At 66.9% G+C, this 14,403-nt stretch carries 12 protein-coding genes; 9 read left to right on the forward strand and 3 right to left on the reverse strand.

All coding sequences use genetic code 11. The features are described from left to right. The first annotated feature begins 37 nt into the window (after positions 1-37). The 5 genes from AAYO93_RS06945 (at position 38) to smc (ending at position 7,617) form a co-directional block, all read left to right on the forward strand. A complete protein-coding gene (locus AAYO93_RS06945; protein WP_345764260.1) occupies positions 38-1,045 on the forward strand; it encodes a branched-chain amino acid ABC transporter permease in 1,008 nt (335 codons plus the stop codon). Then, entirely contained in the window at positions 1,042-2,241 is a 1,200-nt protein-coding gene (locus tag AAYO93_RS06950; RefSeq protein WP_345764261.1) for a branched-chain amino acid ABC transporter permease, read from the forward strand. Before AAYO93_RS06945 ends, AAYO93_RS06950 begins: the two co-directional genes overlap by 4 nt. Next, on the forward strand, positions 2,238-3,137 hold the full coding sequence (locus tag AAYO93_RS06955; protein ID WP_345764262.1) for an ABC transporter ATP-binding protein: 900 nt from the start codon (positions 2,238-2,240) through the stop codon (positions 3,135-3,137). The genes AAYO93_RS06950 and AAYO93_RS06955 overlap by 4 nt, the downstream gene beginning before the upstream one ends. After that, entirely contained in the window at positions 3,124-3,837 is a 714-nt protein-coding gene (locus AAYO93_RS06960; protein WP_345764263.1) for an ABC transporter ATP-binding protein, read from the forward strand. The genes AAYO93_RS06955 and AAYO93_RS06960 overlap by 14 nt, the downstream gene beginning before the upstream one ends. 234 nt (positions 3,838-4,071) lie before the next feature. Then, positions 4,072-7,617 (forward strand): chromosome segregation protein SMC, encoded by a 3,546-nt coding sequence (gene smc, locus AAYO93_RS06965; protein WP_345764264.1) that lies wholly within the window; start codon positions 4,072-4,074, stop codon positions 7,615-7,617. Here the strand turns inward: smc and AAYO93_RS06970 are convergent. Continuing rightward, positions 7,614-8,495, reverse strand: coding sequence for a CHAD domain-containing protein (locus AAYO93_RS06970; protein ID WP_345764265.1), 882 nt, complete (start codon positions 8,493-8,495; stop codon positions 7,614-7,616). The genes smc and AAYO93_RS06970 overlap by 4 nt on opposite strands. Before the next feature lie 67 nt (positions 8,496-8,562). Between AAYO93_RS06970 and ftsY the strand changes: the two genes are divergently transcribed. From ftsY to ffh, 4 genes are all read left to right on the forward strand, one after another. Further along, positions 8,563-9,438, forward strand: coding sequence for a signal recognition particle-docking protein FtsY (ftsY, locus tag AAYO93_RS06975; protein ID WP_345764266.1), 876 nt, complete (start codon positions 8,563-8,565; stop codon positions 9,436-9,438). 9 nt (positions 9,439-9,447) lie between these two features. After that, positions 9,448-9,948, forward strand: a complete 501-nt coding sequence (locus AAYO93_RS06980; RefSeq protein ID WP_345764267.1) for a DUF2004 domain-containing protein — start codon at positions 9,448-9,450, stop codon at positions 9,946-9,948. Positions 9,949-10,019: 71 nt separating this feature from the next. Further along, the gene (locus AAYO93_RS06985; RefSeq protein ID WP_345764268.1) at positions 10,020-10,628 is read left to right on the forward strand and encodes a GNAT family N-acetyltransferase; all 609 of its coding nucleotides are present in this window, start codon (positions 10,020-10,022) and stop codon (positions 10,626-10,628) included. Between the two features lie 12 nt (positions 10,629-10,640). Beyond that, a complete protein-coding gene (ffh, locus tag AAYO93_RS06990; RefSeq protein ID WP_345764269.1) occupies positions 10,641-12,203 on the forward strand; it encodes a signal recognition particle protein in 1,563 nt (520 codons plus the stop codon). Positions 12,204-12,301: 98 nt separating this feature from the next. On the opposite strand, the gene AAYO93_RS06995 is transcribed toward ffh, so the two are convergent. Next, complete coding sequence (locus AAYO93_RS06995) at positions 12,302-12,997, reverse strand: SGNH/GDSL hydrolase family protein (protein WP_345764270.1); 696 nt, start codon at positions 12,995-12,997, stop codon at positions 12,302-12,304. Positions 12,998-13,083: 86 nt separating this feature from the next. Then, the gene (locus AAYO93_RS07000) at positions 13,084-14,223 is read right to left on the reverse strand and encodes a glutamate--cysteine ligase (RefSeq protein WP_345764271.1); all 1,140 of its coding nucleotides are present in this window, start codon (positions 14,221-14,223) and stop codon (positions 13,084-13,086) included. Between the last annotated feature and the right edge of the window lie 180 nt (positions 14,224-14,403).

Genomic DNA, 14,403 nt, shown 5'->3' on the forward strand with positions numbered 1-14,403 from the left:
AAAGTCGATCCGTGTTCGTCAAGATCTGGATGCCTGAATGCTCGAAGCACTGATTCTCCACCCGGTCCTCGATAATTCGTGGATCAACTTCGATGTCAACGCCCTGGTACAGAATTTCTGGAGTGCGACCTTCGACGGTCTCACTTTCGGGGCGATCTACGGCCTCATCGCCGTCGGTTACACGCTCGTCTACGGCGTGCTCAACCTCATCAACTTCGCCCACTCCGAGGTCTTCATCATCGGCGCCTATGGTGTCGTGATCACACTGACCACGCTGGGCTTCGGCCCGTCCGCCCCGACCCTCTCGGTCCCGGCCATCGTGGGCGACCTACTCCTCGCACTCATCGTCGGCATGCTGGCATCGGCGGCCGCTGCGTTCCTGCTCGAACGCGTGGCCTACCGTCCGCTCCGAAAACGCAACGCGCCACGGCTGGCGTTCCTGATCACGGCCATCGGCGCGTCGTTCGCGATCCAGTACACGATCTTCCTCGTGCGCGGCGCGAACGCCGAGCCGGCGGTGACGATGTTCAAAGCCATCCCCGTGTTCGACGTGTTCAACACCACGATCTACATCCAGTCGCTGATCATCGTCATCGCGGCCGTGCTGCTCATGGTGCTCACCGACATGTTCATCCGTCGCACCCGCACCGGCCGCGGCATCCGCGCGGTCGCGCAGGACCCGGACACGGCAACGCTGATGGGCGTGAACAAGGAGCGCATCATCGTGATCACGTTCGTGGTCGGCGGTCTCCTCGCCGGTGCTGCGGCGCTGTTCTACGTGATGCTCGTGCCGAGCGGCGTGATCTACAACGGCGGCTTCATCCTCGGTGTCAAGGCGTTCGCTGCGGCCGTCCTCGGCGGCATCGGCAATGTCCGGGGCGCGCTGCTCGGCGGTCTGCTCCTGGGCGTCATCGGCAACTACGGGCAGATCCTGCTCGGCGACTCGCAATGGACCGACGTCGTCGCGTTCGTCGTGCTGGTGCTCGTGCTGCTCATCAAACCCACCGGAATCCTCGGAACGTCACTGGGAAGGAGCAGAGCATGAGCACCAACGACGGACCTCGCGTCCTGCCCGACGCCCGCAGCGAGCAGGCCTTCGAAAATACCGAGGCAGCCCCGAAGAGGCGCGGCGGCTTCTTCCAGCCGCTGCGCGACCGCTGGAACGGACTGCCTCGTGCGGTCCAGTGGCTCTGGATGCTCATCGTCGTCGCGATCGCGTTCGCGCTGCCGTACCTCAACTTCTTCCCGCTCACGACGGAGCCCGGCAACGACTGGCCTCTGGCGTGCTTCGCGATGGCGGTGTATGCCCTCATCGCGGTGGGCCTGAACGTGGTGGTCGGCTATGCAGGCCTTCTCGACCTGGGATATGTCGCGTTCTTCGCGGTCGGTTCGTACACGGCGGCGATGCTGACGAGCCCGGACTCACCGTTCACGCACATCCCGTACCTGTGGACCATCCCGGTCGCGATGGCCGTGACGATGACCTTCGGGGTGATCCTCGGCGTACCGACGCTCCGCCTCCGCGGCGACTATCTGGCGATCGTGACGCTCGGCTTCGGTGAGATCGTGCGCATCCTCGCGACGATCATCCCGGCGATGCAGGGACAGGTCGGATTCCAGAACGTCGGTCACCCGCCGGGCAACGATGCGAACGGCGAACCGATCTTCTCCAACTCGAACGGGATTCCCTGGTACTGGCTCACGCTGGGGGTCATCATCATCGTGCTGCTGCTGGTGGGCAACCTCGAGCGCAGTCGCGTGGGTCGTGCGTGGATCGCCATCCGCGAAGACGAGGACGCCGCGGAGATCATGGGTGTCCCCACCTTCAAATACAAGGTGTGGGCGTTCGCGATCGGGGCATCCGTCGGTGGCCTGTCCGGTGCGCTCTTCGCCGGCCAGGTGGGCTTCGTGAACAACCAGAAGTTCGACGTGCAGACGTCGATCCTGTTCCTCGCGGCCGTCGTGCTCGGCGGCTCCGGCAACAAGGTGGGCGCGATTCTGGGTGGCGCGATCGTGGCGTACATCCCGCTGCGCTTCACCGCCATCGCCGACTACAAGTACCTGATCTTCGGCATCGCACTCGTGCTGCTGATGATCTATCGGTCGAAGGGCCTCATCCCCGCGAAGCAGCGGCTGCTCGCTTACGGGCGTCACGCTCTCGAGTACCTGAAGGCGAAGCCGACTGCGCCGCCGCCACCGCCGCAACCGGCGGCCGATGTGTCGGAGGGAGGCGCATCATGACCGAGGACGCCGACAACCTGACGGAGGCCGGAGCCGATCCCACCGAGCTCGCCGAACTCAACGTCGACCTCGACATCGCCGAAGCCGCCGCCCCGGATCGTGAGATCGCGGTCGAGGTCGGAGACAAGCTCGTCGAGGTCAAGAACCTCACGGTGAAGTTCGGCGGCCTGCTGGCCCTCGACGACGTGACCTTCGACATCAAGCGAGGAGAGATCCTCGGGCTGATCGGGCCGAACGGCGCGGGCAAGACGACTTGCTTCAATGCCATGACCGGGGTCTACAAGCCGACGAGTGGTGACGTGCTGCTCGAAGGAAAATCGCTGAAAGGCCAGAAGCAGCACAAGATCACGCGACTGGGCCTCGCGCGCACGTTCCAGAACATCCGACTCTTCGGCGAGATGAGCGCACTCGAGAACGTGGTCGTCGGCCTCGACGCCCGACACCGAACCAGTGTGCCCGGCGCGCTCCTTCGCCTGCCACGGCACACGCGTGAGGAGAAGTCGGCGATCGAGCGCGGTATGGCGCTGCTCGAGTTCGTGGGAATCGCCGACCTGGCGAACACCGCCTCCCGCCAGTTGCCGTACGGCTACCAGCGGAGACTCGAGATCGCCCGCGCGCTGGCCACCGACCCGAAGGTGCTGTGCCTCGACGAGCCGGCCGCCGGGTTCAACCCGGCGGAAAAAGAGGACCTGATGGAGCTCATCCGCACCATCCGGGCCGACGGCTACACGGTGCTGCTCATCGAACACGACATGCGCCTGGTGATGGGTGTCACCGACCGCATCGTCGTCCTCGAATTCGGGCGCAAACTGGCCGACGACATTCCTGTCGAAATCCGCAATGACCCGCGCGTGATCGCCGCCTACCTCGGGGAGCCCGAAGATGACGTTGCTTGAGCTGAAGAACGTGAGCGTCGCCTACGGGCGCATCGAAGCGATCCACGACATGTCGTTCTCGGTGGACGAGGGTGAGATCGTCAGCCTCATCGGCGCGAACGGCGCCGGCAAGTCGACGACGATGAAGACCATCTCCGGTCTCCTCAACCCGTCGAAAGGCACCCTCATGTTCGAGGGCGAGGACATCACCAAGATGAAGGCGCACATCCGCGTCGTCCGAGGGATCTCGCAGGCGCCGGAAGGCCGGGGGATCTTCCCCGGCATGACGGTGATGGAGAACCTCGACATGGGAGCCTTCGGCCGCAAGGACCGCAGTGGGATGGAAGCCGACTTCGATCGGGTCTTCTCGCTGTTCCCGCGGCTGGCCGAACGCCGCACGCAGGCCGGCGGCACGATGTCCGGCGGCGAGCAGCAGATGCTCGCCATCGGCCGGGCGCTGATGTCGTCACCGAGACTGCTGCTGCTCGATGAGCCGTCCATGGGCCTCGCCCCGCAGTTCATCAAGCAGATCTTCTCGATCATCACGGAGATCAACCAGCAGGGGACCACCATCCTGCTGGTCGAGCAGAACGCGAACCAGGCGCTCGCGCGGGCCAACCGCGGCTTCGTGCTCGAAACGGGTTCGATCACCCACTCCGGCACCGGCAAGGAGCTCCTCGCCAATCCCGCCATCAAAGAGGCCTACCTCGGGGTGGGCTGACGCCGGCTCCTCGCTCACATTGGTCGAGCACAGGGAAAATCTCCTCATCCACGTCGATTAGGGTGCCTTTTCCTGTGCTCGACGGGGTACGAGCGCGTGGGCTGCGCGGCGCGGCGGTGCCGGTCGGGTAATCTTGCTCGCGATGACCTCGCGAGCGCAGCCCGCTCGGCGCCGGCGTCGCCGAATCGCGGTGCGATTCTCATAGCTCCAGCGCGCAGAACGAAAGGGCGGCAGGTGTATCTGAAGAGCCTGACGCTCAAGGGGTTCAAGTCGTTCGCTCAGCCGACGACGTTCGCCTTCGAGACCGGCGTAACCTGTGTCGTCGGGCCCAACGGTTCGGGCAAGTCGAACGTCGTCGACGCACTGGCCTGGGTGATGGGCGAGCAGGGCGCGAAAACCCTGCGCGGCGGCAAGATGGAAGACGTCATCTTCGCCGGCACCTCGACCCGTGGTCCGCTCGGTCGGGCCGAAGTCACCCTGACGATCGACAACTCGGACGGGGCGCTCCCGATCGAGTATTCCGAGGTCACGATCTCGCGCACGCTCTTCCGCAACGGCGGCAGCGAATACGCGATCAACGGACAGGCCTGCCGTCTGCTCGATGTCCAGGAGCTCCTCAGCGACTCGGGTCTCGGCCGCGAGATGCACGTCATCGTCGGCCAGGGCCAGCTGGATGCTGTGCTGCACGCGAGCCCCGAGGATAGACGCGGTTTCATCGAAGAGGCGGCGGGCATCCTGAAGCACCGCAGGCGCAAGGAGAAGACCCTGCGCAAGCTCGAGGCGATGCAGACCAACCTGACGCGCCTCAGCGATCTCGCGGGCGAGATCCGGCGCCAGTTGAAGCCGCTCGGACACCAGGCCGAGATCGCGCGTGAAGCGCAGTCCATCGCGGCCATCGTGCGGGATGCGCGCGCCCGGCTGCTCGCCGACGAGGTCGTCTCGCTGCGCACCGCTCTCGACGCGCACGGGCGCACTGAGAGCGAACGGCACAGCGAGCGCATCGTCCTGCAGGAGCAGCTCGAACAGAAGCAGTTGAGGGTCGCCCGTCTCGAGCAGGCGCAGGTCGGCGACGACGTGGATGTCGCTCGCCGTACCGCGTTCGGGCTCGAGTCGGTGCAGGAGCGGCTCCGCAACCTCTACACGATGGCGAACCAGCGACTTGCCCTTCTCGGCTCGCAGGCCGAGGCACAGGATGCTGCGCCCGGCGTGACGCCCCAGATGGTCGAGGATGCGCGGGCCGAGGTCGAACGACTGCGTGCCGTCGTCACCGAAGCCGAGGCGGCCTGGGTCGCCGCGCAGGCCAAGACACGCGCCGCGCGCGCCGGTCTCGATTCGGTGGATGAGGAGATCGCCGCCCAGAGCGCTCTCGTCTCCCGCCACGACCTCGAGATCACGAAGCTCACCGGACAGTCCGACGCCGCCGCATCACGGCTCGCCGCAGTGCGGGGCGAGGTGCTTCGCCAGCAGAACGCGCTCGACGCCGCAACCGACCGCAAGGAGAAGGCGCGGAGCGATTTCGACGCTCGCGAGTCGGAGGCGGAGATCACTGATGCGAGCGAGGGCAACCTCGATGAGGCCTACGAGCTCGCGCAGGCCGACGTCTTCGAGGCCGAAGGCGAAATCGACCGGCTGCGCGAGGAACTCCACGTGCTCGAGCGGGAGCGCGACGCTCTCGCCGCACGCACCAGCGCCCTCTCGCAGGCGCTCAACCAGAGGGACGGCTCCGCAGCCCTCGTCGAGGCCCGACTCGCCGGTGTGAGGGGGCTCGCGGCCGAGCACATCCGCGTGCGCCCGGGATTCGAGGCTGCCATCGCCGCAGCCCTCGGTTCGCTGGCGGATGCGGTGCTCGCCGAAGATCGCGACGCAGCTTTCGAGGCGGTCGCCCACGCATCCGCTGACGATCTCGGACGCGTGGAGATCATCATCGCGGCCGCGAGCGCTCCCGACGTCGACCTGTCCGGCATCGACGGCGTCGTCGCCGCCCGTTCCGTCGTGGAGGCACCCGGTGGGGTGCTCGGCGTCCTGTCGTTCACGGCGATCGCCGACGACCTCGATGCGGCGCGCGCGGCATCGGCCGCCTTCGGCGCGCGTGGCCTCGGAGCTCCCGTCACGATCATCACCCGTGCCGGCGAAGTGCTCACGGAGTTCGTCCTCCGCGGCGGTTCCGGCGCGAAGCAGAGCCGAATCGAATTGATCGCCGATCGCGATGCGGCCGAGGATCGTCTCGGTGAAGTGACGTCGCTGATCGACCGGGCGAAGTTCGCTCTCGCCGAGCAGCGCGGCGTGCTCCAGGTCGCGAAGGAGCAGTCGGCTGCGGCGCTCGCGGCCCTGCGCGAATTCGATTCGCAGCTCGCCGCGCAGACCGAGCAGCTGAACCGGCTCAAGGTGCAGATGGAGGCTTCCCAGGCGGAGTTCGATCGCCTGAGTGTCGCGCTCGGCCTCGCCGAGGAGCGGGTGGCGGATGCGGAAGCCGCTTCCGAGAAGGCCAGGGCGGAGCTCGAGACGGCTCGCGCACGCCCGCGCCCGATCCTCGACGTGAGCGCCCGCGACTCCCTCTACGCCGAACTCGAGACGGCGCGCGAGACGGAGGTCGAGTCGCGCCTCGGAGTGGAGACCGCCAAGGAACGGGTGCGCGCCGAGCAGGCCAGGGGCGAAGCGCTCGCCCGGCAGCTCGACGCGGAACGCGCGGCAGCCGAGGAGGCCGCCCGCCGGGCAGTGATCCGCAGGCGGCAGGTCGACGCCGCGACCCTCGTGATCGAAGCGCTGCCCGCCGTGCTCGACTCGGTCGATCGTTCGGTCGCCCAGGCTCGCGTGGAGCTTGCCACGGCGGAAGCCCAGCGTGCCAGCCAGAACGAGGAGCTGGCCGTTCTGAGGCGGGACGAGAGTGCCCTCCGGGAGCGGCTGCAGGCCATCACCGAGAACGTGCACGGCCTGGAACTGCAGATCTACGAGAAGAAGCTGCACCTGTCCAGCCTGCTCGAGCGTGCGGGCAGCGAACTGGGTCTGGTCGAAGACGTTCTGGTCGCCGAGTACGGGCCGGAGGTTCCGGTGCCGGTGGATGTGAAACCGGATGCTGAGGGTGCCGGGAACTCCGACGAGGTTGAAACGAAACTATTCGACCGTGAGCAGCAGCAGAAGCGCCTCTCCCAGGCCGAGCGCAAGCTCGCGCAGCTGGGCCGCGTGAATCCGCTCGCTCTCGAGGAGTTCGCCGCCCTCGAGCAGCGTCACAAGTTCCTGACCGAGCAGCTGACCGACCTGACGAATACACGCCGCGACCTCCTCACCATCATCGAGGAGATCGACGAGAAGATGCAGTCGATCTTCCAGAGCGCGTTCGAGGACACGAAGGCGGCGTTCGGCGAAGTATTCCCGGTGCTGTTCCCCGGAGGCTCGGGAAGCATCCAGCTCACCGATCCCGACAACATGCTCACGACCGGCATCGAGGTGTCGGTGAGGCCCGCCGGAAAGAAGATAGAGCGCCTCTCACTGCTGTCGGGCGGAGAGCGATCCCTCGCAGCGGTCGCCCTCTTGATCGCGATCTTCAAGGCGCGCCCCAGCCCGTTCTACATCATGGATGAGGTCGAGGCCGCGCTCGACGACGCGAACCTGGGGCGGCTGCTGACGATCTTCGAGGATCTCCGCCAGTCGAGCCAGCTCATCGTGATCACCCACCAGAAGCGCACGATGGAGATCGCGGATGCGCTCTACGGCGTCTCGATGCGTCAGGACGGCGTGTCCGCCGTGGTCGGGCAGCGGGTCGCCCAGGAGAAGGCTTCTTAGCCTTTCGGCGGATAGAGCTCGCGGATGCCGTCGAGCGCGACGTCGAGGCGGTCGAGTTCCCGGGTCGCCTGCTTCTCGCTCCGTGATGCGAAGATCCCGATGCCGGTCGCAGCCGACCGGCCGAGTGTGTGCCGGTCCAGGGCGTGCCGGAGATGGTGGGCGAGCAGGATGCCGTCGCGATGGTCGCCGAGCACGTCCTGTGCTGTCTCCGCCGCGTAGGCGAGACGCTGCGTCCTCAACCCGAGCACGGGTGCCGGTTCGCTCGACACGGCGTCTGCCGCGTACCGCAGCCGGCGGGCCTTCTTGCGCAGGTCATGAAGAGCTTCGAGACGCAGGTCGGCCGCCGCCCGTGCGCGCGCGTCGACGCGGGCGACCTCACGACGGAGCGCCTTGCGGAACCAGCGCCGGGCCGGCAGCGCAGCCCGGCGATGGAGCGGGGGCTCGACGGCGAACCGGGTGATCCGGTCGAGCAGTGCCGCGTGCTCGGCCGTCTCGAAGAGCTGCAGGAGAGCGCCGTGCGCCCGGTGGAATTCTCGCTGCGACTGTGCGGCCAGAGCTTCGACCGCATCGATCACCGGTGGCGACGTGCGTGCGAGGAGCAGATCTTCCATCGCCTTCGCGCGCACCTCGGGATCGCGCGCCGTGCCGAGGGCCGCCCCGAGGGTGCGGAGATCCCGCCTGAGCTCTTCGGTCTGCCCGCGGGCGAACAGCCGCCGATACACCGCGAGCACGCTCCGGATGCGCCGGACGCGGATGCGCGCCTGGTGGACCGCATCCGGGTCGTTGCGACGCACCGCCGCCAGCTGATCACGGAGTTCGGCGTCGAGGAAGACGAGAACGCGGACGACGGCTTCCCCCGCGCTCGTATCGTCTTCCATGTCGAAAACGTACCCCTCAGGCACCGGTCGCAGGAAGAGGCGCCCTGCGAACAACTAGGGTGAATCCATGGCTGAACGCACCCCGTGGTCCTTGTCGAGCGCCCTCCGCGGGATGTTCTCGAAGAAGACCATCGACGACGACACCTGGGACGACCTCGAGACCGCGCTCATCACTGCCGACTTCGGAGCGGACGTGACCGAGGCGATCGTCGACGACCTGAGGGCGAAGGTCGAACGGTACCGCACGACTGACCCGGCCGACCTCCAGCGGATGCTGCGGGAGACCCTCGAGGAACGGTTGTCGAAGCTCGACCCGACACTCAAACTCTCCGAGCGTCCCGCGATCGTGCTGGTCGTCGGTGTGAACGGCGTCGGCAAGACGACGACGATCGGCAAGTTCGCGAAGTTCCTCCGCACCTACGACCGAACTGTCATCGTCGGTGCGGCCGACACGTTCCGTGCCGCGGCGGTCGAGCAGCTGGCGACCTGGGCGGAGCGCGCCGGGGCCGACATCGTCCGCCCGCAGCAGCAGGGCCAGGATCCGGCATCCGTCGCCTTCCAGACGGTGGAGCGCGCGAAGGCCGAGGGCATCGAGATCGTCATCATCGACACGGCCGGCCGGCTGCAGACCAAGGGCGGCCTGATGGACGAGTTGTCGAAGATCAAACGGGTCGTGGAGAAGCAGGCGCCGATCGCGGAGGTTCTGCTCGTTCTCGACGCGACGACCGGGCAGAACGGCCTCGCGCAGGCGGAAGCCTTCATCGAGCACGCGGGCGTGACCGGGCTGGTGCTGACGAAGCTCGACGGGTCGGCCAAGGGCGGTTTCGTACTCGCCGTCCAGGAGAAGACGGGTATCCCGATCAAGCTCGTCGGCCAGGGCGAGGGCATCAACGATCTGACCGGCTTCACCCCGCACGTCTTCGCACAGCAGTTGATCGGCTAGGAGGATCCGATGGCGATCGAACACGAGTATTTCGGGATCATCGACGAGACCGCGAGCGGCGGGCTGGCCTGGCAGGATACCATCGAGCTCGGCGACCAGGCGGTCGAAGTCGACCTGCAGGCGGAGTCCGAGAGGCGGGTGACCGAATACTCCCTCGATGCCGCAGCGGCGCTCATCCAGGCGCTCGAAGGCTTCGACGCCCGGGCGAGGGATGCACTGGTCGCGCAGCTGAGCGAACGCGCGTCCTCCACGGTGAATTACGTCGACCAGCAGATGGACGAGATGGGGGAGAGCCTCATCGATCTCCTGGTGCACAACTCGGGCGACATCGCGGTCGACGTGCTGCGCTCCCTGCAGCTCATGCGGGTCGCGCTCTACCCGGAGCGTTCGGATGAGGAGGACGTCTTCGCGACGTTCGACTACTCGATCAGCCCGGACGACACCGACTCGGTGCTGATCGTGAGTTTCGATATCCGGGGCGACGTCGTCGCCGTCGAGATGCAGGGCTGATGGGGGAGCTGTTCCAGCCCCGGCAGGATCCTCGGCCGGACGATACCGTTTGGCCCGAGCTGCAGTGGCCGATGGACCCCTCGATCGAACTGCGCGGAAGCATCGTGACGCTGACCGGGGTGCGCGAACCGGAGCGCGACGCGCGTGAGCTGTTCGCCGCGCTCGACGACGACGCGGTCTGGCGCCATATCGCCGGCCGGCCGGCCGATGTCGAGGCGCTGCAGGCGCGCCTCGAGGACGCGCTTCAGCCCGGTCCGCGCTTCCAGTGGATCGTACGGCTGGCTGTTCCCTGTCGCGGACTGGCGGCGGGGACGGCGGTCGGCCAGACGTCGTATCTCGACGTCTCGGCACCGGATACGCGGCTCGAGATCGGTTCGACCGCGTACCGGCAGGCGGTGTGGGCGTCCGGCGTCAATCCGGAGACGAAGCTGCTGCTGCTCGAGAACGCGTTCGACCGGCTCGGTGCCGGCCGGGTGCAGCTCAAGACGGACATCCGCAACGAGCGTTCGCAGCGGGCGATCGACCGCCTCGGCGCGCGCTATGAGGGTGTGCTCCGGCGCCACATGAGGCGTGCGGACGGCACCGTGCGCGACACCGTGATGTTCTCGATCCTCGCCGAAGAGTGGCCGGATGTGCGCAGTGGGCTGAACGAGCGCGTGCGCTCAGCATCCGCCGGTTAAACTGTCTGGACCATGGCTACTTTCGGAACCCTGTCTGACAGGCTCGCAGACACCTTCAAGAACCTCCGCACCAAGGGCAAGCTGACGCCCGCGGATGTCGACGGCACCGTTCGCGAGATCCGTCGCGCACTCCTCGATGCCGACGTCTCGCTCGACGTCGTCAAGGCGTTCACGGCGACCGTGCGCGAGCGCGCGCTCAGCGACGAGGTCAACAAGGCACTGAACCCTGCCCAGCAGGTCGTACAGATCGTCAACGAAGAACTCGTGACGATCCTCGGCGGGCAGCAGCGCCGTCTGCAGTTCGCGAAGAAGCCGCCGACCGTCATCATGCTCGCGGGCCTCCAGGGTGCAGGCAAGACGACACTCGCCGGAAAGCTCGCGAAGTGGCTTGCCAAAGACGGCCACACCCCGGTGCTCGTCGCGGCCGACCTCCAGCGCCCGAACGCCGTCACGCAGCTGCAGATCGTCGGTGAGCAGGCGGGCGTGCCCGTGTTCGCTCCCGAGCCCGGCAACGGTGTCGGCAACCCGGTCAAGGTCGCCAAAGAGGCGATGAAGTTCGCCGAGACCAAACAGTACGACGTCGTCATCGTCGACACGGCCGGCCGCCTCGGCGTCGACGCCGAGCTCATGAAGCAGGCCGGCGACATCCGTAAGGCCGTCGACCCCGACGAGGTGCTGTTCGTCATCGACGCGATGATCGGCCAGGACGCGGTCGCCACCGCCAAGGCGTTCCAGGACGGCGTCGACTTCACCGGCGTCGTGCTCACCAAGCTCGACGGCGATGCCCGCGGTGGTGCGGCGCTGTCCGTCGCATCCGTCACCGGGCGCCCGATCATCTTCGCGTCGACCGGAGAGGGACTCGACGACTTCGAGCCGTTCTATCCCGATCGCATGGCCAGCCGCATCCTCGATCTCGGTGACATCCTCACCCTGATCGAGCAGGCGCAGGAAGCGTTCGACGAAGACGAGGCACGCAAGGTCGCGGAGAAGTTCGCGACCGACACGTTCACGCTCGACGACTTCCTCAAGCAGATGCAGCAGCTGCGCAACATGGGCTCCATCAAGAAGATGATGGGCATGCTGCCGGGTGCGGGCGCCATGAAGCAGCAGCTCGACAACTTCGACGAGCGCGAGATCGTGCGCACCGAGGCGATCATCCAGTCGATGACCAAGGCGGAGCGCGCAAATCCGAAACTCCTCAACGGGTCGCGCCGCCTGCGCATCGCCAAGGGAGCCGGTTCCACCGTCACCGAGGTGAATTCGCTCGTCAACCGCTTCGAGCAGGCCGCGAAGATGATGAAGACCGTCTCCAAGGGCGGCGTTCCGAACGTTCCCGGCATGGGGCCGATCCCGGGAGCCGGATTCACGGGCGGCCGAGGAAAGCAGCAGCAGAAGAAGAAGGGCTCGCGTTCGGGCAACCCGGCCAAGCGCGCAGCCGAGAACGCAGCTCTGGCGTCCGGCGCCAAGCCGGTCACGGCTGCGGGCGGCTCAGGCTTCGGACTCGGGGGAGCCGCGAAGAAGGACGGCCCGACCGAAGAAGAGCTCGCGTCGCTGCAGAAGTTCCTCGGGCGCTGAGCGCGACTTCATCGCGAGAGTGACACTTGCGGTCGAGCGGGTCAGGTGTGCCGGTCGCCCTCGGCCGGAACTGTCGCTCTCGAGGTACCGGCGCGCAGTCAGCCCGTGATGCGGGCAGCGTCGAGCGCGCGCTCGACGACGTCTGCAACGACCATCTGACCGGGCGCGTTCGGGTGGATGTGGTCGGCCTGGAGGAGTTCCGGGTGCCCGGCCAGCGGGAAACCGAGATCGAGCCACGTTCCGCCCACGCCGGTGACTGCCTCATGCACGAGGGCGTCGACGGCGGCCAGGCGCGCGGGCGGCGTGTTGTCTCCCCACACTGCACTGGTGCCGACGATCGTCGCTTCTGGAAGCGCAGAGCGGATGCGGCCCAGGAGCTCTACGGCCTTCGCCCGGAGCGCCTGGTCGCCGATCGTCAGGTCGTTGCGCGTCGCCGCGATCAGCACGATGCGGGGATGCAGGCGGATGGCCGTCTCGACCTGGGCGTCGTAGGTGAAACCGTCCCAGCCGGGCTTCACGAACCCGGAACCGCTGATCGCCACATCGTCGAGCGCCCATTTGTGCGCGGCGGCCACCTGCTCGGGCCATGCCTGCGCGGGGAGCACTCCGCGGCCGTGGGAGATGGAGTCGCCGATGGCGACGGCAGTCACGGTGGCCGCTGCATGGTCCGCCGACGCCGCCTTCGCATCCGCTGCCGCCGACCGCTCTGCGGCTACGGCGGAGCACCCGCTGAGCGCTGCGAGCACGGTCAGGCCGGCGACCACGAAGAGCAGTCGTCGGGGGGAAGTCGTCACGCGCACGGAGTGAGCGTAAATCCTCGGAACTGCGCGGATGCTGTGAGTGCGGCCGCGTGTCGGGACCCGGCCGTCGGTGTCGGCGTTCACACTCGTGAAAGTCCGTTCCGCAACTCGTGGGTGAGCGAGCTCACCACGGCCTGGAGGCTGCCACCGTTCTCCTCGGCGACCTGCAGCTGTCGCTGGTAGCTCGCGCCACGCTCCAGTATGAGGTCGACGTTCTCCAGCTGTTCCAGGCACCCGAGCCGTTCGGCGATCGGTGCGAGTTCGACGACCAGGTCGCGCAGCTCGTCCGAGACCAGGCGTTCGTCTCCGGCGGCATTGAGGATGACTTCGGCGTCCATCCCGTAGCGGGCGGCACGCCATTTGTTCTCACGGACGAACCACGGCTGCAGGCTCACCGGTTCGACGCCGTCATCGAGCTGGCCGGACATCCGGTCGACAAGACAATGGATGATCGCCGCGACCGCCCCGACCTCCTCGGCGGTCGACAGCCCGTCGCAGGCCCTCATCTCGACGGTTCCCCAGTGCGGGGACGGACGGATGTCCCAGCGCACCTCGCTGTAATCGTGCACGACGCCGGTGTTGACCAGGTCCTGCACGTACTCCTCGTAGTTCGCCCAGCTCCCGAACTGCCAGGGGAGTCCCGCTGTCGGCAGCTGCTGGAACATGAGAGCGCGGTTCGAGGCGTACCCGGTCTTCGCACCGCCCCAGAACGGGCTGGACGCGCTGAGCGCCTGCAGGTGAGGGTAGTAGGTGAGCAGGCCGTTGACGATCGGCAGGGCCTTGTCCCGCTCATCGATGCCGACGTGGACGTGGATGCCCCAGATCATCATCTGGCGGCCCCACCACTGTGTGCGGTCGAGCAGTCGGTCGTAGCGCTCGTTCGGGGTGACCTTCTGGTCGAACCACTGGGCGAACGGATGGGTCCCCGCACACATCAGCTCGACGCCGAGAGGATCGGTGACCTCGCGGACGAGCGCCATCAGCTCATTGAGGTCGGCGACCGCATCCGGAACGGTGTGATGCACCCGGCTGACCAGTTCGACCGTGTTCAGCAGGAGCTCGTGGGTGATCTGCGGATGCTCCTTGCCGTCGGGCGTACCCAGAGCCTCGAGGACCTCCTGCGCGATGTGCACGAGGTCACCGGATGACCCGTCGACGAGCGCGAGCTCCCATTCGATGCCGACGGTCGACCTCTCGGATGCTGCGAAATCGATCTGCATCTGGTCGTTCCGCCCATCCGATTATTCAAAGCCCGGTGTATCTGACAGAATAGCTAGTTGAGTTCTGTTCCGCCCGACCCTCTAATCAGGCGAGAGAGAACCCCATAGACCTCCTGCCGAGTGTGCCCCCACGCTCACGGCAGTCAGTTCGTTCAAACACCTCATACAACACAGGAGAAT

Origin of the sequence: Diaminobutyricibacter sp. McL0608, assembly GCF_039613825.1 — a bacterium.
Classification (GTDB): domain Bacteria; phylum Actinomycetota; class Actinomycetes; order Actinomycetales; family Microbacteriaceae; genus Diaminobutyricibacter.

Coding starts and splice junctions, on each gene's coding strand:
- AAYO93_RS06950 (WP_345764261.1), top strand. CDS start 1,042: ATGAGCACCAACGACGGACCTCGCGTCCTGCCCGACGCCCGCAGCGAG.
- AAYO93_RS06945 (WP_345764260.1), top strand. CDS start 38: ATGCTCGAAGCACTGATTCTCCACCCGGTCCTCGATAATTCGTGGATC.
- AAYO93_RS06960 (WP_345764263.1), top strand. CDS start 3,124: ATGACGTTGCTTGAGCTGAAGAACGTGAGCGTCGCCTACGGGCGCATC.
- AAYO93_RS06970 (WP_345764265.1), bottom strand. CDS start 8,495: ATGGAAGACGATACGAGCGCGGGGGAAGCCGTCGTCCGCGTTCTCGTC.
- AAYO93_RS06955 (WP_345764262.1), top strand. CDS start 2,238: ATGACCGAGGACGCCGACAACCTGACGGAGGCCGGAGCCGATCCCACC.
- ftsY (WP_345764266.1), top strand. CDS start 8,563: ATGGCTGAACGCACCCCGTGGTCCTTGTCGAGCGCCCTCCGCGGGATG.
- AAYO93_RS07000 (WP_345764271.1), bottom strand. CDS start 14,223: ATGCAGATCGATTTCGCAGCATCCGAGAGGTCGACCGTCGGCATCGAA.
- AAYO93_RS06980 (WP_345764267.1), top strand. CDS start 9,448: ATGGCGATCGAACACGAGTATTTCGGGATCATCGACGAGACCGCGAGC.
- AAYO93_RS06985 (WP_345764268.1), top strand. CDS start 10,020: ATGGACCCCTCGATCGAACTGCGCGGAAGCATCGTGACGCTGACCGGG.
- ffh (WP_345764269.1), top strand. CDS start 10,641: ATGGCTACTTTCGGAACCCTGTCTGACAGGCTCGCAGACACCTTCAAG.